General features: G+C 61.0%; 18 protein-coding genes. 4 read left to right on the top strand and 14 right to left on the bottom strand.

Translation table 11 applies throughout. The features are described from left to right. Positions 1-2: 2 nt before the first annotated feature. Positions 3-1505, bottom strand: a complete 1503-nt coding sequence (locus tag JBO08_RS06660; RefSeq protein WP_065873072.1) for an ATPase domain-containing protein — start codon at positions 1503-1505, stop codon at positions 3-5. 144 nt (positions 1506-1649) lie between these two features. Next, entirely contained in the window at positions 1650-2705 is a 1056-nt protein-coding gene (locus tag JBO08_RS06655; protein ID WP_065880530.1) for a tetratricopeptide repeat protein, read from the bottom strand. A gap of 217 nt (positions 2706-2922) precedes the next feature. Between JBO08_RS06655 and JBO08_RS06650 the strand changes: the two genes are divergently transcribed. From JBO08_RS06650 to JBO08_RS06635, 4 genes are read left to right on the top strand one after another with little or no spacing between them, the layout of a single operon-like run. Further along, on the top strand, positions 2923-3690 hold the full coding sequence (locus tag JBO08_RS06650) for an SDR family NAD(P)-dependent oxidoreductase (RefSeq protein WP_065880529.1): 768 nt from the start codon (positions 2923-2925) through the stop codon (positions 3688-3690). A gap of 12 nt (positions 3691-3702) precedes the next feature. Beyond that, positions 3703-4887 carry an acetyl-CoA C-acyltransferase gene (locus JBO08_RS06645; protein WP_065873075.1) on the top strand — a complete coding sequence of 395 codons (1185 nt, stop codon included), beginning with the start codon at positions 3703-3705 and terminating at the stop codon, positions 4885-4887. Positions 4888-4899: 12 nt separating this feature from the next. Beyond that, positions 4900-6027, top strand: coding sequence for an acyl-CoA dehydrogenase family protein (locus JBO08_RS06640; protein ID WP_220074285.1), 1128 nt, complete (start codon positions 4900-4902; stop codon positions 6025-6027). Positions 6028-6038: 11 nt separating this feature from the next. Then, on the top strand, positions 6039-6812 hold the full coding sequence (locus tag JBO08_RS06635) for an enoyl-CoA hydratase (RefSeq protein WP_065873077.1): 774 nt from the start codon (positions 6039-6041) through the stop codon (positions 6810-6812). A 77-nt stretch (positions 6813-6889) separates the two neighbouring features. Here JBO08_RS06635 and JBO08_RS06630 read toward each other — a convergent pair whose 3' ends face one another. From JBO08_RS06630 to arnC, 12 genes are all read right to left on the bottom strand, one after another. Then, positions 6890-8041 carry an acyl-CoA dehydrogenase family protein gene (locus JBO08_RS06630; RefSeq protein ID WP_065873078.1) on the bottom strand — a complete coding sequence of 384 codons (1152 nt, stop codon included), beginning with the start codon at positions 8039-8041 and terminating at the stop codon, positions 6890-6892. 3 nt (positions 8042-8044) lie between these two features. After that, positions 8045-9148 (bottom strand): enoyl-CoA hydratase/isomerase family protein, encoded by a 1104-nt coding sequence (locus tag JBO08_RS06625; protein WP_065873079.1) that lies wholly within the window; start codon positions 9146-9148, stop codon positions 8045-8047. A gap of 141 nt (positions 9149-9289) precedes the next feature. Continuing rightward, complete coding sequence (locus tag JBO08_RS06620; RefSeq protein WP_220074286.1) at positions 9290-9997, bottom strand: HPP family protein; 708 nt, start codon at positions 9995-9997, stop codon at positions 9290-9292. Between the two features lie 176 nt (positions 9998-10173). Then, positions 10174-10407, bottom strand: a complete 234-nt coding sequence (locus JBO08_RS06615) for a type VI secretion system contractile sheath small subunit (RefSeq protein ID WP_065909343.1) — start codon at positions 10405-10407, stop codon at positions 10174-10176. Between the two features lie 166 nt (positions 10408-10573). Next, a complete protein-coding gene (locus tag JBO08_RS06610; protein WP_065909341.1) occupies positions 10574-12196 on the bottom strand; it encodes a glycosyltransferase family 39 protein in 1623 nt (540 codons plus the stop codon). Between the two features lie 3 nt (positions 12197-12199). Next, entirely contained in the window at positions 12200-13579 is a 1380-nt protein-coding gene (locus JBO08_RS06605) for a UDP-glucose/GDP-mannose dehydrogenase family protein (protein WP_049713316.1), read from the bottom strand. Continuing rightward, positions 13576-13977: a 4-amino-4-deoxy-L-arabinose-phosphoundecaprenol flippase subunit ArnF gene (arnF, locus tag JBO08_RS06600; protein WP_065873083.1), complete on the bottom strand. Its 402-nt coding sequence runs from the start codon at positions 13975-13977 to the stop codon at positions 13576-13578. Before arnF ends, JBO08_RS06605 begins: the two co-directional genes overlap by 4 nt. Beyond that, positions 13974-14321, bottom strand: a complete 348-nt coding sequence (gene arnE, locus JBO08_RS06595; RefSeq protein WP_065945298.1) for a 4-amino-4-deoxy-L-arabinose-phosphoundecaprenol flippase subunit ArnE — start codon at positions 14319-14321, stop codon at positions 13974-13976. The genes arnF and arnE overlap by 4 nt, the downstream gene beginning before the upstream one ends. Then, entirely contained in the window at positions 14318-15973 is a 1656-nt protein-coding gene (gene arnT / locus JBO08_RS06590; RefSeq protein ID WP_220074287.1) for a lipid IV(A) 4-amino-4-deoxy-L-arabinosyltransferase, read from the bottom strand. The genes arnE and arnT overlap by 4 nt, the downstream gene beginning before the upstream one ends. After that, complete coding sequence (gene arnD / locus JBO08_RS06585) at positions 15970-16854, bottom strand: 4-deoxy-4-formamido-L-arabinose-phosphoundecaprenol deformylase (RefSeq protein ID WP_065880525.1); 885 nt, start codon at positions 16852-16854, stop codon at positions 15970-15972. Before arnD ends, arnT begins: the two co-directional genes overlap by 4 nt. After that, complete coding sequence (gene arnA, locus JBO08_RS06580; protein ID WP_065880524.1) at positions 16854-18845, bottom strand: bifunctional UDP-4-amino-4-deoxy-L-arabinose formyltransferase/UDP-glucuronic acid oxidase ArnA; 1992 nt, start codon at positions 18843-18845, stop codon at positions 16854-16856. The genes arnD and arnA overlap by 1 nt, the downstream gene beginning before the upstream one ends. Then, positions 18842-19873 carry an undecaprenyl-phosphate 4-deoxy-4-formamido-L-arabinose transferase gene (gene arnC, locus JBO08_RS06575; protein WP_065880523.1) on the bottom strand — a complete coding sequence of 344 codons (1032 nt, stop codon included), beginning with the start codon at positions 19871-19873 and terminating at the stop codon, positions 18842-18844. The genes arnA and arnC overlap by 4 nt, the downstream gene beginning before the upstream one ends. Between the last annotated feature and the right edge of the window lie 312 nt (positions 19874-20185).

Genomic DNA, 20185 nt, shown 5'->3' with positions numbered 1-20185 from the left:
ACTCACTCTAACGGGTCCACGAGCAGCGGGGCTTCACTCCCGATGTACGTCGGCACCCCGCGCAATACGCCCTGGAACGACTCGAGTGGGTCACCAACGGCCATGCCGCCGGCGCCGATGCGGTACTCGCGGATGGTCGACTCGTGGGTACCGGTACGTTTCTTGATCACGGAAATAGCCCGTCGGACTTTGCCGAGTGCCTCGAAGTAACGCAACAGGATCACCGTGTCTGCCAGGTAAGTAAGGTCGACGGGCGCCTGCATGTCACCGACCAGACCGTGCTGGGCAACGGTCATGAAGGTCGCGGCACCACGTCGGTTGAGGTAAAGCAACAGTTCGTGCATGTGCAGGATCAGCGAGTTCTCTTCCGGCATGGCGGCCTGGAAACCGTTGACGCTGTCGATCACCACCGTCTTGATGCCGCGCTCGTCCACGCAGCGCCGCACGCGGTGAGAAAACTCACCCGGTGACAGCTCGGCGGCATCCACTTGCTCAATGAAAAGATTGCCGGTTGCCTGCAGTGCTGGAAGATCGATGTTCAACTGCCGCATGCGTTCGAACAACAGGCCGAGTTCTTCATCGAAAATAAACAGCGCGGCTTTCTCTCCACGCGACACGGCGGCAGCAGCGAACAGAATCGAAATCAGCGACTTGCCGGTGCCGGCTGGGCCTAGGATTAACGTGCTGGAGCCGGTCTCGATGCCGCCACCCAGCAATGCATCCAATTCGCCAATGCCACTGGTGAGCGTTTGACGGACATAGCCGGCGCGATGTTCGGCGGCCACCAGTCGCGGGAATACGTGGATGCCATCGCCGGCAATGGTGAAGTCATGAAAGCCGCCGCGGTATTTTTGCCCACGGTATTTGACGACGCGCACCCGGCGCCGCTCGGCACCGTAGACCGGCGTCAGCTCTTCCAGGCGGATAACGCCATGGGCAACGCTGTGTACGGTTTTATCCAGCGCTTCGGTGGTCAAGTCATCCAGCAACAGGACCGTGGCGTCATAGCGCACAAAGTAGTGCTTGATCGCCAGGATTTGCCGGCGATAGCGCAGCGAACTCTGCGCCAGCAAGCGGATTTCCGACAAACTGTCGATCACCACGCGGGTCGGCTTGACCTTTTCCACCACTTCGAATATCTGCCGGGTCGCTTCGCCCAATTCCAGATCGGACGAATACAACAGACTTTGCTGGTGATCAGTGTCGAGAATGCTTTCGGGCGGCGTCAGCTCGAATATGTGAATGTTTTCATCGAGGTCCCAGCCATGGGACTTGGCACCCTGGCGCAACTCGCGCTCGGTTTCCGAGAGTGTGATGTACAGGGATCGCTCGCCGCATTTGGCGCCGTCCTGAAGAAAGTGCAGGGCGACGGTGGTTTTGCCGGTCCCAGGCTCACCTTCGAGCAGGAACAAATGGCTGCGAGACAAACCGCCGGCAAGAATGTCGTCGAGACCGACGATACCGGTGGCTGCTTTGTCACTTGATAGCGCATTGGATGTAGACAAGAAGTGCCCTCAGGTCACATACGAGTAGAGGTGCGCGTTCGTTCGAACGCGCCATATTCTCTTGACCGTTGTGTATTCCGGGGGTTCAACCGTTTCAGGAGGTTTGTGCGGCGCGTCGGCTTTTCAGAACATTTTGCTGAAGCGCTATAGACCTTGTTGCAGCGCCGGATCGTCGGGATTCTGCTGTTCCAGTTGCGCGAGCAGCACTTGCACGTTCTGGAGCTGGCCGCTTTCCTTCCAATAGTTGACCAGCAAAACCCGGGCTTTGCGATTGGCGGGGTGGCGCTGGATGATCTCTTCCAGTTGTCGCTGGGCGGCTTCCAGTTCCTGCTGGGCGTGCAGGGTGGTGGCGAGGTCGTAGCGGTAATCCTGATTGCCCGGTTCCAACTCCACCGCTTTGGATAGACCCAGCAGGGCATAGGGGCGCTCGCCATGGTGCAGCAGCCACATCCCCAACGCGTGTTGCAGATACGCTGATTCCGGGTGCGCCGCCAATTGGCGCGCCAGGAGCTGGCGGGACTCGTCGGTCTTGCCCTGTTTATCCAGCAGCTCGATCTGCGCCACCACGGCTTGCAGGTTGTCCGGCTGCAGCCGCATGGCCTGTTCCAGGGCATCTTGTGCTTGCGGCAACAGTGCGCTGTGAATGTACAGGCGCGCCAGTTGAATCCAGCCTTCAGCCGTTTCGGGTTGGGCCTTGAGCTCTTTCACAAACTCATCCAGCACCTGCTGCAAAGGCCCGAAGTACAGGCCCAGGGTGTCGGGGGACAGACCCAGCAGGGCGTTGGCGGCGGTGAATCGGACAGCTTGTTCGGGATCGTCCAGTACCGGGCCGAGCAACAGCGTGCGCTGGCCGGTGGGCACCAGGCCGACAATGCTGTGGATGGCCGCTTCGCGGACCAGCGCCGATTCGCTGCTCAGGTCTTTATCTGCAAGCTTCAAGGCTTGAGGGCTAGGGTAATTGGGCAGTTCGGCGTGCAACGCCGCGCGGCGCTCGGGCGACAGGTCCGGCCGACCGAGTTGCTGGTACAACACGCGGGCGGCGCCTGGCTCACCGTTGCGCGCCTGTTTCAGGGCTTTGGAGTAACCCTGGAAAATCGCAGGAGGTACGGCCACCGGGGTGGAACGGGAGAAATACCAGATCAGCACAATAGACAACAGGGCGCACAGGCCGATGATGGAGTAACGGCGTGACTTTGACATGCAGGCGTCCGAAAGCGTGGGCAGGAGAGCAAAGCCGTCAGCTTCGGTCAGAGCATGGCAGGTGTCAAACCCGTGAGCAGCATGCGTCCCATCGCTTGTTGAGCGGCGGGGTCGATGACTGGCCAAAACAGTCAGCTAGTTTGAAGGTTTTGACCATTGCCGCCCTGGCGCTCCAGAGCGACTATTCCGACCATTCGGACCGTTCAAGGGAACAATAATGCAGATTGAAAACAAGATCTTCCTGGTCAGCGGCGGCGCTTCCGGTCTCGGTGCGGCTACCGCTGAAATGCTCATTGCCGCTGGTGCCAAAGTGATGCTGGTGGACCTCAACGCCGACGCGTTGGCGGCGAAGGCCCAGCAGCTCGGCGAGAACGCCCGCAGTGCAGTGGCAGATATCAGCCAGGAAGCGGCTGCCGAATCCGCCGTGCAGGCCACGGTTGCAGCGTTTGGCGGTTTGCATGGGCTGGTGAACTGCGCCGGCGTGGTGCGTGGCGAAAAAATCCTCGGCAAAAACGGCCCCCACGGGCTGGCGAGTTTTGCCCAGGTGATCAACGTCAACTTGATCGGCAGCTTCAACCTGCTGCGCCTGGCGGCTGCCGCCATTGCTGAAACCGAGGCGAATGACGATGGCGAGCGCGGTGTGATCATCAATACCGCTTCCGTGGCCGCATTCGACGGGCAAATCGGCCAGGCCGCCTACGCCGCCTCCAAAGGCGCTATTGCCAGCCTGACGTTGCCCGCCGCACGTGAGCTGGCGCGCTTTGGCATTCGCGTGATGACCATCGCCCCCGGCATTTTCGAAACACCGATGATGGCCGGCATGACGCCCGAAGTGCGCGACTCCCTGGCCGCCGGCGTGCCATTTCCGCCACGCCTGGGCAAACCCGCCGAATACGCCGCGCTGGTGCGGCACATTATTGAAAACAGCATGCTCAATGGCGAGGTGATCCGTCTCGACGGCGCCTTGCGCATGGCTGCCAAGTAAGGAGTATTTCCCATGACTGATCCCATCGTTATTGTCAGCGCCGTGCGCACGCCCATGGGCGCGTTCCAAGGCGACCTCAAGGGCCTGACGGCGCCTCAGCTGGGTTCCGCCGCGATTCGTGCCGCCGTTGAGCGTGCCGGTATCGCCAGCGACGCCGTGGATGAAGTGTTGTTTGGCTGCGTGCTACCCGCAGGCCTCGGCCAGGCGCCCGCTCGCCAGGCCGCATTGGGTGCCGGGCTGGACAAGGGCACCCGTTGCACCACCCTCAACAAGATGTGCGGCTCGGGCATGGAAGCGGCGATCCTGGCCCATGATGCGTTGCTGGCCGGCAGCGTCGACGTGGTGATTGCCGGCGGCATGGAAAGCATGTCCAACGCGCCGTACCTGCTGGACCGCGCGCGCAGCGGCTACCGCATGGGCCACGGCCGCGTACTTGACCATATGTTCATCGACGGCCTCGAGGACGCCTACGACAAGGGCCGCCTGATGGGCACCTTTGCCGAAGATTGCGCCTTGCATAACGGTTTCAGCCGTGAGGCCCAGGACGCGTTCGCCATTGCCTCGCTGACACGTGCACAGGAGGCGATCACCCATGGCAGCTTTGCTGCGGAGATCGTCCCGGTGCAAGTCACCGTGGGCAAAGAGCAGAAAACCATCCTGCATGACGAACAGCCGCCCAAGGCCAAACTGGACAAGATCGGTGGCCTCAAACCGGCGTTCCGCGAAGGCGGTACCGTCACGGCGGCCAACTCCAGCTCGATTTCCGATGGTGCGGCGGCGCTGCTGCTGATGCGCCAGTCCGAAGCTGAGAAGCGCGGCCTGAAACCTCTGGCAGTGATCCATGGGCATGCGGCATTTGCCGATGAGCCGGGGCTGTTTCCGGTGGCACCGGTGGGGGCGATTCGCAAGCTGATGACCAAGACCGGCTGGAGCCTGGGTGAAGTCGATCTGTTCGAGATCAACGAAGCCTTTGCCGTGGTCAGCCTGGTGACCATGAGTAAGCTGGAAATCCCCCACGCCAAGGTCAACATCCACGGTGGCGCGTGCGCCCTGGGCCATCCAATCGGCGCCTCAGGGGCGCGGATTTTGGTGACGTTGCTCTCGGCCTTGCGCCAGAACGGCCTCAAGCGCGGCGTCGCCGCCATTTGCATCGGCGGTGGTGAAGCCACAGCCATGGCCGTCGAATGCCTGTACTAAGGACTTATCATCATGCTGGCGAATGAAGAACAACTGCAGATCAGCGACGCCGCCCGGCAATTTGCCCAGGAGCGCCTGAAACCCTTTGCTGCCGAATGGGACCGCGAGCACCGTTTTCCCAAGGAGGCCATCAGTGAAATGGCCGAGCTGGGCTTTTTCGGCATGCTGGTGCCGGAGCAGTGGGGCGGGTGCGACACCGGTTACCTGGCCTACGCCATGGCGCTGGAAGAAATCGCCGCAGGCGACGGTGCCTGCTCGACCATCATGAGCGTGCACAACTCGGTCGGTTGCGTGCCGATCCTGAAATTCGGCAACGACCAGCAGAAAGAGCAATTCCTCAAACCCCTGGCCAGCGGCGCGATGCTCGGTGCCTTTGCGCTGACCGAACCTCAGGCCGGCTCCGATGCCAGCAGCCTGAAAACCCGCGCGCGCCTGGACGGCGACCATTACGTACTGAACGGCTGCAAACAATTCATCACGTCCGGGCAGAACGCCGGTGTGGTGATTGTGTTTGCCGTCACCGACCCGGCTGCCGGCAAACGCGGGATCAGCGCGTTTATCGTGCCGACCGACTCGCCGGGCTACAGCGTGGCGCGGGTCGAAGACAAGCTCGGCCAGCATGCGTCTGACACCTGCCAGATTCTCTTTGAAGACCTGAAGGTGCCGGTCGCCAATCGGCTGGGTGAGAAGGGCGAAGGCTACAAGATTGCCCTCGCCAACCTCGAGGGTGGCCGCGTGGGCATCGCCTCGCAAGCAGTGGGCATGGCACGCGCAGCCTTCGAAGCGGCCCGCGACTATGCCCGCGAGCGCGAAAGCTTCGGCAAACCGATCATCGAGCATCAGGCCGTGGCCTTTCGACTGGCCGACATGGCCACGCAAATCGCGGTTGCCCGGCAGATGGTGCATTACGCCGCCGCCCTGCGTGACAGCGGCAAGCCAGCGCTGGTGGAAGCCTCGATGGCCAAGCTGTTTGCCTCGGAAATGGCCGAGAAAGTCTGCTCGGCTGCCTTGCAAACCCTCGGCGGTTACGGTTACCTGAGCGACTTCCCCCTGGAGCGGATCTACCGCGATGTGCGGGTCTGCCAGATTTACGAAGGCACCAGCGATATCCAGCGCATGGTCATCTCACGCAATCTTTAAGGAGCCGATACATGAGTTACGAAACCATCTTGCTCGAAGTCCAGGGCCGCGTCGGGCTGATTACCCTCAATCGTCCGCAAGCCCTGAACGCCCTGAATGCGCAACTGGTCAGCGAATTGAACCAGGCGCTGGATGGCCTGGAAGCCAACCCCGAAATCGGCTGCATCGTGCTGACGGGCTCGAAAAAGGCCTTTGCCGCCGGTGCCGATATCAAGGAAATGGCCGAGCTGACCTACCCACAGATTTATCTGGACGACCTGTTCAGCGACAGCGATCGCGTAGCCAACCGTCGCAAACCGATCATTGCCGCGGTCAACGGCTTCGCTTTGGGTGGCGGTTGCGAACTGGCGTTGATGTGCGACTTCATCCTGGCCGGTGACAACGCCAAGTTCGGCCAGCCGGAAATCAACCTCGGCGTACTGCCAGGCATGGGCGGCACGCAGCGCCTGACCCGCGCGGTGGGCAAGGCCAAGGCCATGGAAATGTGCCTGACTGGACGCTTCATCGACGCCGTGGAAGCGGAGCGCTGCGGAATTGTCGCGCGTATCGTGCCGGCCGATGAATTGCTGGAAGAAGCGCTGAAAGTCGCCACCCTGATTGCCGGCAAATCAGTGCCGATCAGCATGATGGTCAAGGAAAGCGTGAACCGTGCGTTTGAAGTAAGCCTGTCGGAAGGCGTGCGCTTTGAGCGCCGGGTGTTCCACGCAGCGTTTGCAACGCAGGATCAGAAGGAAGGCATGGCGGCGTTTGTGGCCAAGCGTGCGCCGGAGTTTAAAGATAAGTAACACAATTGTATAAACACTGAAGATCAATATGTGGGAGCGAGCAAGCCCGCTCCCACATTGGTTTTGTGGTGCGTCAGTCAGATCTGATAATTCTTCAGTTCCCTGGCGATCACCATCCGCTGAATCTCGCTGGTCCCTTCGTAAATCTGCGTGATCCGCGCATCCCGGTAGTAACGCTCCACCGGGTAATCCTCCAAGTACCCATACCCGCCGTGAATCTGCATGGCTGACGAGCAGACTTTCTCCGCCATTTCCGAGGCAAACAGCTTGGCCTGGGAGGCTTCCGACAGGCATGGCTTGCCGGCGCTGCGCAGTCGCGCGGCGTGCAGGATCAGCAGGCGCGCGGCATTCAGCTGGGTTTGCATGTCTGCCAGCAGATTGGCCACGCTCTGGTGTTCGATGATCGCCTTGTTGAACTGCACGCGATCACGGGCATACGCCAGCGCCGCCTCAAACGCCGCACGAGCGATTCCCAATGCCTGGGCAGCAATGCCGATGCGCCCGCCTTCCAGGTTGGACAGGGCAATCGCCAGGCCCTTGCCACGCTCGCCGAGCAGGTTGGCCTCGGGCACCGTGCATTGGTTGAGGGTGACGGCGCAGGTGTCCGAAGCGCGGATACCCATCTTGTGCTCGGTGCGATCCACTACGAACCCGGGAGTTGCCGTAGGCACCAGGAACGCCGAAATGCCTTTCTTGCCCAGCTCCGGGTCCGTCACGGCGAACACAATGGCCAGCTTGGCGCGCTTGCCGTTGCTGACGAACTGCTTGGCGCCATTGAGGACCCACTGGCCGTCACGCAGTTCGGCACGGGTGCGCAGGTTGTGGGCTTCAGAACCGGCCTGGGGTTCGGTCAGGCAGAAGCAGCCAATCGCTTGGCCGCTGGCCAGGTCCGCCAGCCAGGTTTGCTTCTGTGCATCTGTGCCGTAGTTGAGGATTGGTCCGCAACCCACTGAATTATGGATACTCATCAATGCGCCAGTGGCACCGTCCCCGGCGGAAATTTCTTCCACGGCGAGGGCGTAGGCGACGTAATCGACATACGTACCGCCCCATTCTTCCGGCACCACCATGCCCAGCAGGCCCAGTTCGCCCATCTTCGCCACCAGGGTGTCGTCGATCCAGCCGGCTTTCTCCCAGGCTTGCGCGTAGGGGGCGATTTCGCCACGGGCAAAGTCGCGCGCCATGTCGCGGATCATCACTTGTTCTTCTGTGTATTCAATGTCTTGCATGGCTTAGTTCGCAACCTGCTTGAAGTGATGAAAGAAGCTTTCTACATGGCTGGGCGCCAGCCCATGCAGGGTTGGCGGGTTCCAGCGGGGGCTCTTGTCTTTGTCGATGATCAGGGCGCGAACACCTTCGATCAGGTCGCCGCGCTCGAACCATTGCCGGTCAAGGTGCAACTCCAGGGCAAAACATTGCTCCAGGGGCAGGCGGCGGCCGCGACGTAACATTTCCAAGGTGACGGCCATGGCCAGCGGCGAGCGGGTTTTCATCAGGTTGGCGGTGGTCAGCGCCCATTCGTGGCTATCGGCGACGGTGACTTCCTGAAGCTGCTCAACGATGCTCGGTACATCCGGCAGCGCGAAGAAGTGGTCGATGGCCGTGCGCAAAGCGGCCAGCGGTGGGTCGGGCAGTTGCTGCACAGCCAGTTTGGCGAGCACGCCTTGCAGGTCTTTAAGTGGTGAGTCATGCCATTGCAGGCGATCAAGCTTCTGGTCCAGCTCGGCGAGCTTCGCGCTGTCGAGATACCAGTCTGCCAACCCGCAATACAACGCATCGGCTGCGCGGATCTGCACCCCGGTGACGCCCAGGTAGGTGCCCAGCTCGCCGGGGATACGCGACAGGAAATAACTGCCGCCCACGTCAGGGAAGTAACCGATCGCCACTTCCGGCATCGCCAGGCGACTGCGTTCGGTGACGACGCGCAAATCGGCGCCCTGCACCAGGCCCATGCCGCCGCCCAGGACAAACCCGTCCATCAGTGCCAGCACCGGTTTGCGATAATGGTGAACGGCCAGGTCCAGCGCGTATTCCTCGACAAAAAAGTCTTGGTGCAGGCTGTCGCCGTTCTTGAAGCTGTCGTATAGGGAACGTATATCGCCGCCGGCACAAAAGGCCTTCTCGCCCGCACCGCGCAAGACCACGGCGTGCACCTGGGGGTCATCGGCCCACGCCTGCAGTTGGGACGCTAGGCGGCGCACCATGTCCAGGGTGATGGCATTCAAGCCGGCGGGGCGATTGAGGGTGAGGTGGCCGATATGGTTGCGAATCTCGGCGAGCACTACGTCCTGATGCGTATCTGCGTGGCTTGCCTCGGTTGAAACCTGAGCAGTCATCGATAACTCCCTGCTTTTATTGTTCTTTATCAAGATGTTCGCGAACGAAACATCCCTTGATCGTACCAGTGCAAATTTGCCCAGTACAACCTTCAATCATGCAGGTCGTTTTTGCATTTATGCAGCGAGTGGGTGACGGCCTCAAGGCACCCGACTGGCCAGCACTTCACCAATACTGCGGCGCCTGGCGTGGGTTTCCGCTGCGTGGATCAGTTGTTCCAGCGCTGTGGGCTCCACGTCATAGAATTGCTCCATTTCGGCCAGCGCGAGTTTTAAATCGGCGGCGGTAATGGCGGGGTCTCGATCAGCGTTGGGGTAGGGCAAAAGGGGGGCCGGTGATTCGGCGGCTTTCGGATAGCGCGTGCGCGTAGCGTTGTTATAGGCCAGTGCGCAGGTCAACAAGGCGCCGGCACCGAGTAGCACCGCGCCTAACTCATACCAACCCAGTGCGGCGGACGCCGGGTCAGCCAATACCAGCGTCATGGCTAGGCCACCGGCCGGCGGGTGCAGGCAGCGCAGCCAGCACATCAGCACCACCGTCATGCCCGCCGCCAAGCAGGCGCCACCCAGGGACGGGCCGAGAACTCGGGTCACCAGCAGGGCGACGACACCCGCGCAAAGGTAGCTGCCGATGATCGACCAGGGCTGCGCCAATGCACCCGATGACACGGCGAACAGCAACACGGCCGAAGCGCCAAGCGGGCCGAGCAGGTGCAATGCGACCTCCATGCCAAACGCTTGGGCACATAGCCAGACACTGAAGAGTGTGCCCACGGCCATTCCAATCGCAGCACGGCTCCATTCGGTGGGGCGGGTGTTGATTGCAGCGGGGAGCCAGCGAGCGAGCATTGAAAGGGAGTCCATAAACAGCGGGCAAAAAAAAAGGCTTGTCTGGTCGCCCGGAAAAGCCCTTTGAGCGTTCCAACCGTTGGGGGAAAGAACCTCTGCAGTGTGCCGACCCTGGAGAAAGGGTTCCAATGCATATTAATGAAGCTTGAGTGCAAGAATAATGAATTGTAACGGCGTTAATTGGGCAGAGAGCAACAGACCTTACCGAGCACGCGATTACGGGTTTCTTCGTCCAAAAAACGTCTGTGAAGGTTTTCCTGTAACCCCGGTTCACTGGCCAACGGTCCTTTCAATGCCACCAAGGCATCGCGCAACCCCATCAGCCGGTCCAAAGGCAGCTTGGACACGTAGGCGGCCTGCACTTCGGCACGGGTCAGGGCAGGCTTATCAAGCGAAACATGATCTGGCACGGTGTTGTCCTCTCGTCCTTGTTATGACCCATGACCTGTGGCGGTAAATAAATACCGCACCCAGGCGAGTTTACAGTCGGGTTTTGGGCGCAGGAAAGGGAAAAGGCACCAGCCATTACGTAAAGCTACGTAGGAGTTTTCTGCGTCGGGAGCGCCGGCGCAGGGGTCAAGGTTGCGCGGTTTTCGCCAGGTGCAGGAGCACGTAAGGGTTGCGGTCGAATTCGCCGGTCAGGGTTGGGGTAATGGAACGAAAGCGCGGGTCCGTCAAACCTTCGTAGTCCGCAGCGCTCATCACCAGCCAAGCGGGCCCTTGGATCGGCTTCAAGTCGGCCGCTTGCTGGGTGAACAACGGCACTTGGTCGCAGTCGACGTTGACCATGTATTTGATGGCCTTGGCGTCCTTGCCCAAACCGTGCAAAACCACCGGCGCCCGTTGTTGCATCACCTGCTCATGGACCTCAAGGGTAAAGGTGCGGGTGTCGTAGACACTGCGTTCCAGCGGTTCGACCACCAGAATATAGGTGGCCCAGACCGCCAATACGGCTGTAAACGCTGGCCCGACCGGGCGCAGCCGCGTCTTGAACAACGCCAGCAGCGCCAGGACCTGCAGCCCCCCAAGCACGCCGAACACCCAGCCAAGATGGCTCATTTGTTCAGGATAGCGCGGTCTCGCGAACAGCAACCCGACAATCAACAGCGTCGGTAACACCGTCCAGATACCCAGCATCAACCCGCGCAGCCAGGCGAAGAGGCGCCCGTGCGCTACGTGGAAGGGATACGCCGCAATAATTGCCGCCATGGGCAACATCGGCAGTACATAGCGCGCCTTTTTAGCCTGGGGAATCGACAGGCCAAGCATCACCAGAAGCCCCGCGCCCGCGCAGTACCACACCAACTGCAACGCCGGCCCTGGGGCACGCCGCCCGCTGATCAGCATCGCCAGCAGCACCAACACTGCCATCGGGTACGCCATGGCATAGTTGCCCAGGGAACTGGTGAAGTAATACAACACGCCACTGGAGCCTTCGCTGCCATCCATGCGTCCGAGGAACTGCATGCGGATCACGTCCTGCATGAAGCCTTCGCCACCACTCAGCTTGGCCATCAGCAACAACAGGCCAACACACGCCCCCAGTAACGCCAGCGCGAGTAAGCCGAAGCTGAACAGCTGGCGCCATTGCCGGTTGATCAGGTAGTAGCTGCACAACACGCCAGTGGGGATGACCAGGCCAATCGGCCCACGCACCGCAAAGCCGACAATCAGCAGCAGGTACAGCCAGTGCAGGCGTTTTCCCGCACCGAAGTGGTCATGGGCATAACCCAGGTAGAACACCGCCAGGGAGATCGCGGCCAGCATCTGGTCGAGGGACACCGAGCGGGTTTCGCTGATAAACGTGCTGCTTAGCAAGAGTAGTGCAATGCTCAGCAGGCCCCAGCGTTGGGAGTGGGGCGCGGTCAGGCGATACACCAGGGTAACGATAAACGCCGAGGCAATCGCCGTGGGCAGCCACGCGGTGAGGCTGGTGACCTGGCCCAATGGCAAGGACAGCAACCACGTCAGCAGCGTCGACGTAGCCAGGTAATCCGCATAGGGCTGCCCGTACGTGGTGGGGAAAAAGCTAGGCCCATGGCGCAACATCTCCTGGGCGAACACCACGAAGCGTGAGTCGAAGCCAATAATCGCCTGGTGCCAGCTGCCGGCAATAAACAGCAACAACGCCAGCAACCCCACACCAAGGGATTGGCGGCGGATCGTTGGGTTTAACAAGGGCGGTCGAGCTTTGTTCACGTCTCAGGCTTCCACGACCTGTGGCAGCCACTGCTGCTGGGGAATCGGCAAGTTGCACGAGTCGCCGCGGCCAATCGGGTAGTACTGGAAGCCTTTGCGCGCCAGGCGTTCGCCGTCGTAGAGGTTACGACCGTCAAAGATCACCGGGGTTTTCAGGCGTTGGTGGATCAGGTCGAAGTCCGGCGCCTTGAACTGTTGCCATTCGGTGCAGACGATCAGCGCATCGGCCCCACCCAGGGTCGACTCCGGGGTGCCCATCAGCATCAGTCGTGGGTCATCGCCGTAGAGGCGCTGGGTTTCTTGCATGGCTTCCGGGTCGAACGCACGCACACTGGCGCCGGCGGCCCACAACGCTTCCATCAGCACCCGGCTTGGCGCATCACGCATGTCGTCGGTGTTGGGCTTGAACGCCAGGCCCCACAGGGCAAAGGTCTTGCCGCGCAGGTTGCCCTTGAAGTACGCATTGACCCGTTCGAACAGCTTGCTCTTCTGGCGCTGGTTGATGGCTTCCACCGCCTCAAGCAGGTCGCTGGAGCAGTTGGCTTGCTTGGCGCTGTGGATCAGGGCGCGCATGTCTTTGGGGAAGCATGAGCCGCCGTAGCCACAACCGGGGTAGATGAAGTGGTAACCAATGCGCGAGTCGGCGCCGATGCCAAGGCGCACGGCTTCGATGTCCGCGCCCAAGTGTTCAGCCAGCTCGGCGATCTGGTTGATAAAGCTGATCTTGGTCGCGAGCATGCAGTTGGCGGCGTATTTGGTCAGTTCGGCGCTGCGCAGGTCCATGAAGATGATGCGGTCGTGGTTGCGATTGAACGGCGCGTACAGGTCACGCATCACATCGCGTACTTCTTCGCGCTCGCAGCCGATGATGATGCGGTCCGGGCGGCGGCAGTCGGCAACGGCCGAGCCTTCCTTGAGAAATTCCGGATTGGAGACGATGTCGAACTCCAGGTGCCGGCCAGCCAGGTGCAGGGCTTTCTCGATATGCGCACGCAGGGTGTCGCCGGTGCCGACGGGCACGGTGGACTTTTCCACCAGGATTACCGGTTCCTTGCGGTGACGGGCCACTGCATCGCCGACTGACAGCACGTACTTAAGGTCAGCCGAGCCGTCTTCATCCGAAGGCGTGCCCACGGCGATAAACAGCACTTCACCATGCTCGACGGCCAGCTTTTCATCAAAGGTGAAATGCAGGCGCCCGCTCTCCAGGTTTTCCTTCACCATCGCCGCCAGCCCCGGCTCGAAGATGCTCACATGGCCTTGCTGCAGCAGCTTGACCTTGTTCTGATCGACGTCCATGCAGATGACATCGTGACCGACTTCGGCCAATACGGTGGCCTGCACCAGGCCGACGTAACCACTACCAAATACACTGATTTTCATGGGGCATTCCTGGGACTTGTAGCGCTAGCACGACGAGAGTTGATAACCAGCACACCGAGGATGACAAGCGCCACCCCCAGGGTTTTTGAAACGGAAAAATCTTCGTTGAACATCGGTAGGCTCGCCGCCAGCAGGTACACCAGGGCGTAGCTGATGCTCAACAGCGAATAGGCGCGGCCCAGCGGCAGGTGCTTGAGCGCGCCGAGCCAGCAGAGCATCGACAGCGCGTAGGCCAGGATCGCCAGGACGACGACGCCGAGGGCACCGAGGTCGATGCTTGCCGTGAACCATTCATTGGGCTGCGGCAGGCGCGTCATGCTCCAGCGCATGCCCAACTGGGCAGCACTGACCAGGCCGACGCTGCCCAAGGCCAAGGCAAAACCTTGTACCCGGCTCATACGTGGCGCCCCAGCAGCACGACACCACCGATCACCAGCGCCACGCCCAGCCAGTGACGGCCGTCGATGGGCTCATGAAACACAAACCGCGCCACCAGTGTGACCAGTACGAAATTCAGGCTGAGCATGGGGTAGGCAATGCCCACTTCAAGGCGCTGCAGCACCAGCAGCCACACCAGCAGGCCCAGGCCCAGGCACACCAGCGCCGACCACAACCACGGCGAGCGCAGCTTTAACGCCCAGCCATGCGGCAGGTCGCGCCAGCTTTCCACGGCGAACTTCTGTGAGACCTGGCCCATGCACGTCAGCAGGCAGGCGGCCAATAACAGCAGCAGGGTGATCATGGATTCACCTGCGGGAAGATCAGAATCACGATGTTGCCTTGCTCATAGCGCTTGCCGTCAGTCGGCAGCAAGGCGACTTCGGCGATTTCATCGTCACCTTTAACGCGCATCACCACGCCGACCGGACCTTTCTGGCGCGCATCGCTCATCCATTGCTGGACTTGGGTGGTGTCTATTTTGTGGTGGCCGGCATCCGGGTAGGCGAGGCCGTATTTGACTTCGCCGACGGTGTTATAGAGCGTCACGTCCGGGCGTGCCAGGCGCCACGACAGCGCCGACGCCGCGCCCAGGTCATTGCTGAGCAACGCGGTGGCGGGTTGCAGTTCCTGCAGGTGGTCGATGATGAATTGATCCGGGGTCTTGTTGTACACCACCGAGTGCGGCAACGCGGCCGGCAACAACGCGACCATCAACCAGCTGCCGAGTATGGGGGCAGCCCACAAACGCAATGGCTGCGCGGCGTGCAGTAAGTTGACCAGGATCCAGCCGAACAGGAAGGTGAACACCAGCACCAGGCTGAGGGTTTCCTGGCCGTGCGCGTACACCGGTTTTTTCAGTTGAAACCAGCTCAGCGCCAGCAGCACCACTACACCAATGACCAGGTTCAGCCAGCCGTTGATCCGCAATGCCCGGTAGCGGCCCTGGGCCAGCTTGTCGGCCAGGGTATTGCCCATCAGCAAGGCCAGCGGCAGCAGGCACGGCATGATGTAGGAGGGCAGCTTGCCCTTGGCCAGGCTGAAAAATGCCAGGGGCATCAGCAGCCACAGCAACACAAAGCCGATTTTCGCGCTGCGCTTGTCCAGCCACGCCTGTTTCAAGGTGGACGGCAACAGGGCGACCCACGGCAGGCTGAACGCAACCAGCAACGGCAGGTAGTACCAGAACGGCTCGGCGTGCTGCGCATCGTCGCCGGCGAAGCGTTGGATATGCTCGTGCCAGAAGAAGAAGTTCCAGTAGTCCGGCTCTTGCAGGTGCACCGCCAACGCCCACGGCACGCTCACGACGATCGCCACGATCACGGCGACCACGCCGTAACCCAGCAGCTCACGCAAACGCTTTTGCCAGATCGCGTAGGGCAGGGCGATCAACACCGGCAGCAGCCAGGCCAGGAAACCCTTGGTCATAAAGCCCACGCCGCAGGCCAGGCCGAGTAGCGCCCAGGACCCGAGACGACCGTTGCGAGTAGTGCTGTCGAAGCAGAACCACAAGGCCACACCGGTCAGGTTCACCCAGAAGGTGAATTGCGGATCGAGGTTGGCGTAACCACCCAGGGCTGCAACGCTGATAAAGCTCATGTAGAGCACGGTGCTGACCAGGCTTTTTTGCGGGTCGTTCCACAAGCGGCGGCTGACCAGATACACCAGCACAATGCTCAGGCCGGTGCTCAAGGCCGACGCAAACCGCACGCCAAACAGGTTCTGCCCGAAAATCGCCTGGCCCAGCGCGATCATCCAGTAGCCCGCTGCAGGCTTCTCGAAGTAGCGAATGCCCATGAAGTGCGGCGAGGCCCATTTGCCGGTCAGCAGCATTTCCTGGCTGATCTGCGCGTAACGGGTTTCATCCGGAATCCACAGCCCGTGAGTGGCCAGCGGCAGCAGGTAAAACACGCCAAACGCCAACAAGAGCAAAGGCAGGGCCATGCGACGGATCATGCCTGCTGCACTCCGAGCCAACCTTCACGGCCACTCAAGGTGCCGCGCACCAGTTGTTGCTGGGGCAGGGTGGTCAGGTCGCTGGGCAGCAAATCGCCCAGCGGCTTGAAGTCGATGCCGCGCTGCGCTGCCTGGGCGAGCAAGTGGCGAAAATCATTGGCCATCAGAATCCCTTCTACTTCTGCGTGGATCGTGTAGACGTTGAGCTTCGACGCGGCAAAGCGGTCGAGAATGAACGCATTAAAGTCTTGGGTAGACACCACCGGCCCGACGACTTCGTCGAAGGTCGGCAGGTCTACCGGAATTTGTGGGGTACCCGCGCTGCCATCGGCCAAGGTAGGACGAAACAGGCTGGTGCCCCGGCAATCGCTGTTGTAGCGAAAGTTGAAGCCTTGCTTGGCTTGCACCACGCGCTCGTCCGCACGCCAACCGGCGGCGGCCGAACAGTCGACGCGTTCGCCGAGGATATCGCTGAGGGTGTCGACGCCACGACGGATCTGTTCGACCAGCTGTGCTTCACTCCAGCGCCCGGTGTTGGCCTGCCAGCCGTGGTGATCCCAGGCGTGCAGGCCGACTTCATGCCCCGCCGCCTTGGCCTGGCGCATCAAATGCCCCAGGTCACGGCCGATCGGCTTGCCCGGCCAGGCGGTGCCGGCCAGCAGGATATCCAGGCCATACAGCCCGACGGCGTTGGAACGCAGCATCTTCCACAGGAATTGCGGGCGGATCAGGCGCCACAGGTGGCGCCCCATATTGTCCGGCCCGACACTGAAGAAGAACGTCGCTTTCACCCCCGCTTCATCCAGGGTTTCGAGCAACCGCGGCACACCTTCACGGGTGCCACGGTAGGTGTCGACGTCGATGCGCAAGCCTGCCTGCATTAGTGCTTATCCGCGATTTCAAGCATGGCTTCGCGCAGGAAGAAGTCCAGCGTGTTGCCGATGGTTTCGCTCATCTCTACGGTTGGCTCCCAGTTCAGCAGGCGCTTGGCGTTTTCGATGCTTGGCTTGCGGTGCGCCACGTCCTGGTAACCGGTGCCGTAGAACGCCTTGCTCTCAACGTCGCGGAAACCGGCGAACGGCGGGAAGTTGCCACGCAACGGGTGCGCTTCGAACTGACGCAGCAGCTCTTCGCCCAACTGCCGGATGCTGGCTTCGTTTTCCGGGTTGCCGATGTTGATGATCTGGCCGTTGCACGCATCGTTGTCGTTATCAATGATGCGTGCCAGGGCTTCGATGCCGTCGGCGATGTCGGTAAAGCAGCGCTTCTGCTCGCCACCGTCGAACAGGCGGATCGGCGTGCCTTCCACCAGGTTGAGGATCAGCTGGGTGATGGCGCGGGAGCTGCCGATACGTGCCGAATCCAGGCGGTCCAGGCGTGGGCCCATCCAGTTGAAGGGACGGAACAGGGTGAAGTTCAGGCCCTTGGCGCCGTAGGCCCAGATCACGCGGTCCAGCAGTTGCTTGGAGACCGAGTAGATCCAGCGCTGCTTGTTGACCGGGCCGACCACCAGGTTCGAGGTGTCTTCGTCGAAGTACTGGTCCTGGCACATGCCATAGACTTCGGAGGTCGACGGGAAGATCACGCGTTTGTTGTACTTGACGCAGTAGCGCACCAGCTTGAGGTTTTCTTCGAAGTCCAGTTCGAACACGCGCAACGGGTTGCGGGTGTATTCGATTGGGGTGGCGATGGCCACCAGCGGCAGGACCACGTCGCACTTCTTGATGTGGTACTCGATCCACTCGGTGTGGATGCTGATGTCGCCTTCCACGTAATGGAAGTTCGGGTGGCTGCGCAGGCGCTCGATGGCGTCGGAGCCGATGTCCAGGCCGTAGACTTCGTAACGGTCGTCACGCAGCAGGCGCTCGGACAGGTGATTCCCGATAAAGCCGTTCACACCCAGGATCAGCACGCGGGTACGGCGTGGCTTGCGGCCGGACTCGGCGCCGCGCAGCACGGAACCGTCGACCAGGCCCAGTTCGTTGGCCAGGGACGGGCCGGCCAGGTACAGGCCGTTGTCGTTGCGCTGGCCGAACTTGATCACCAGTGAGTCTTCGCCGCAGGCAATGCGCAGCGGGTTGACGCTGATCACTCGGCCCGGCGCCAGGCCTTCGTTGCCCTTGAGCACTTCGGCTTGCCACACGATCAGCTTGTGCTCGCCCACGGCGCAGAAGGCGCCAGGGTACGGTTGGGTGACAGCGCGAACCAGGTTGAACAATTCTTCAGCCGGTTTTTTCCATTCCAGTTTGCCATCGGCGGCGGTGCGGCGGCCGAAGTAGGTGGCCTGGCTTTCGTCCTGGGCAGTTTCAGCGAGTTTGCCGGCGGCCAATTGCGGCAAGGCATCGCGCAGCAGGTTGCTGGCAGCGTCGCGCAGTTTGGCGTGCAGGGTCAGGCCGGTGTCGCTGCGCTCGATGAGGACTTTTTGCTGGGCCAGGATCGCGCCGGCATCGGCACGCTTGACCATGCGGTGCAGGGTCACGCCGGTTTCGGTCTCGCCATTGACCAGCACCCAGTTGGCCGGGGCACGGCCACGGTACTTGGGCAGCAAGGAGCCATGCAGGTTGAACGCACCTTTGCGCGCGGTGGCCAACAGTGGCTCGCTCAGCAGGTTGCGGTAGTAGAACGAGAAGATGTAGTCCGGGTTCAGCTTGGCGATACGCTCGATCCACAGCGGGTGGTTGGCGTCTTCCGGGGCGTGCACAGGAATACCGTTGCGCGCACACAGTTGGGCGACGGAACCGTAGAAGTTGTTTTCCTTCGGGTCATCGGCATGGGTGAACACGGCAGCAATTTCGTAACCGGTATTGAGCAGCGCTTCAATCCCTGCACAACCAATGTCGTGGTACGCGAATACAACAGCTTTTGAACTCATGATTGGACCTGATCAGCAGAAGTAGAGGTATGGGAGGACACCAGGCCGTCAACGACGACCACCGGAGCAGGTGCTGCCGGCGTGTTGCGCAGTACTTTTTCGATAAAGAAGCGTGGGCGGGCACGCACGTCGCTGTACATACGGCCCAGGTATTCACCCAAGAGCCCCATGCCGATGAACTGGCCGCCGGTGAACACGAACAGCACCGCAAACAGCACGAACAAGCCATCGCCGGCCCAGTCGGCACCGAACACCAGGCGCAAGATGATCAGGGCGAAGGCGAACAGCATGCCCAGCGCCGCCAGGCCGAAGCCGACGATGGACAGCAGGCGCAGTGGGGTCGTGGTCATGCAGGTCAGCAGGTCGAACATCAGGCTGATCAGGCGCATGGCGCTGTATTTGGATTCGCCGTGTTCGCGCTCGGCGTGGTGCACCAGGATTTCCGTGGTGTGGCGGGCAAAGCCGTTGGCCAGGATCGGGATAAAGGTGCTGCGTTCGCGGCAGGCGAGCATTGCATCGACGATGGTGCGGCGGTAGGCACGCAGCATGCAGCCGTAGTCGGTCATGGCCACGCCGGTGGAACGTTGTACGGCCAGGTTGATCAGGCGCGAAGGCCAGCGGCGGAAGGCCGAGTCCTGGCGGTTGTTGCGCACCGTGGCGACCACGTCGTAACCCAGGGCGGCTTGTTCTACCAAGCGCGGGATTTCTTCGGGCGGGTTCTGCAGGTCGGCGTCAAGGGTAATCACCACTTCGCCCCGGCACTGCTCGAAACCGGCCATGATCGCCGCATGTTGGCCGTAGTTACGGTTGAGGATCACCGCCACCACGTTGCTGCCGTCTTCAGCGGCGGCGTCTTCCAGCAATTGGGCCGAATTGTCGCGGCTACCGTCATCCACCAGGATGATTTCGTATTCGTAGGCCAGTTGCTTGCAGGCTGCCGTCGTGCGACGCAGCAATTCAGGCAGGCTCTCTTGTTCGTTGTAGACCGGGATAACGATCGACACGCAATGAATAGGGTAGGGTTTCAAAGATTCATGACCTCGGGGTTAGAGCAACTTGGAGCGTGGAAACAGCAGCTGTCATTGGGCAAAAGCCCGGTCCGCAGATTTAGAAGCGGCGCCAAAGGTGAAGCATAATCAATAGGTTAGACGATATAGCGCGGTTTGCTATGAAGTGCTGTGTTTAAGATTAAGCGTAAAAATGTGGAACAGATATGAAAGGCTGATGAAAAACTCGTTTATTTGACAGGTAGACAGCTAGGGTTCAGCTAAACAACTAAGGGGCTTAGGGCTTTAGTTGGTTGGCGAAATAGGAACTGTTTCTGGTGCTTAGGGTTCAAC

Source organism: Pseudomonas sp. LAP_36, from assembly GCF_019456785.1.
Classification (GTDB): Bacteria; Pseudomonadota; Gammaproteobacteria; order Pseudomonadales; family Pseudomonadaceae; genus Aquipseudomonas; species Aquipseudomonas tritici.
This window is presented reverse-complemented; position numbering and strand designations above follow the sequence as displayed.

Bases quoted from the DNA above. Each gene is read 5' to 3' on its own strand.
- arnA (WP_065880524.1), bottom strand. From the start codon at position 18,845: ATGAGTTCAAAAGCTGTTGTATTCGCGTACCACGACATTGGTTGTGCA.
- JBO08_RS06645 (WP_065873075.1), top strand. From the start codon at position 3,703: ATGACTGATCCCATCGTTATTGTCAGCGCCGTGCGCACGCCCATGGGC.
- JBO08_RS06605 (WP_049713316.1), bottom strand. From the start codon at position 13,579: ATGAAAATCAGTGTATTTGGTAGTGGTTACGTCGGCCTGGTGCAGGCC.
- JBO08_RS06640 (WP_220074285.1), top strand. From the start codon at position 4,900: ATGCTGGCGAATGAAGAACAACTGCAGATCAGCGACGCCGCCCGGCAA.
- JBO08_RS06635 (WP_065873077.1), top strand. From the start codon at position 6,039: ATGAGTTACGAAACCATCTTGCTCGAAGTCCAGGGCCGCGTCGGGCTG.
- arnE (WP_065945298.1), bottom strand. From the start codon at position 14,321: ATGATCACCCTGCTGCTGTTATTGGCCGCCTGCCTGCTGACGTGCATG.
- arnF (WP_065873083.1), bottom strand. From the start codon at position 13,977: ATGAGCCGGGTACAAGGTTTTGCCTTGGCCTTGGGCAGCGTCGGCCTG.
- JBO08_RS06625 (WP_065873079.1), bottom strand. From the start codon at position 9,148: ATGACTGCTCAGGTTTCAACCGAGGCAAGCCACGCAGATACGCATCAG.
- JBO08_RS06650 (WP_065880529.1), top strand. From the start codon at position 2,923: ATGCAGATTGAAAACAAGATCTTCCTGGTCAGCGGCGGCGCTTCCGGT.
- JBO08_RS06620 (WP_220074286.1), bottom strand. From the start codon at position 9,997: ATGCTCGCTCGCTGGCTCCCCGCTGCAATCAACACCCGCCCCACCGAA.
- JBO08_RS06630 (WP_065873078.1), bottom strand. From the start codon at position 8,041: ATGCAAGACATTGAATACACAGAAGAACAAGTGATGATCCGCGACATG.
- arnD (WP_065880525.1), bottom strand. From the start codon at position 16,854: ATGCAGGCAGGCTTGCGCATCGACGTCGACACCTACCGTGGCACCCGT.
- JBO08_RS06655 (WP_065880530.1), bottom strand. From the start codon at position 2,705: ATGTCAAAGTCACGCCGTTACTCCATCATCGGCCTGTGCGCCCTGTTG.
- arnT (WP_220074287.1), bottom strand. From the start codon at position 15,973: ATGATCCGTCGCATGGCCCTGCCTTTGCTCTTGTTGGCGTTTGGCGTG.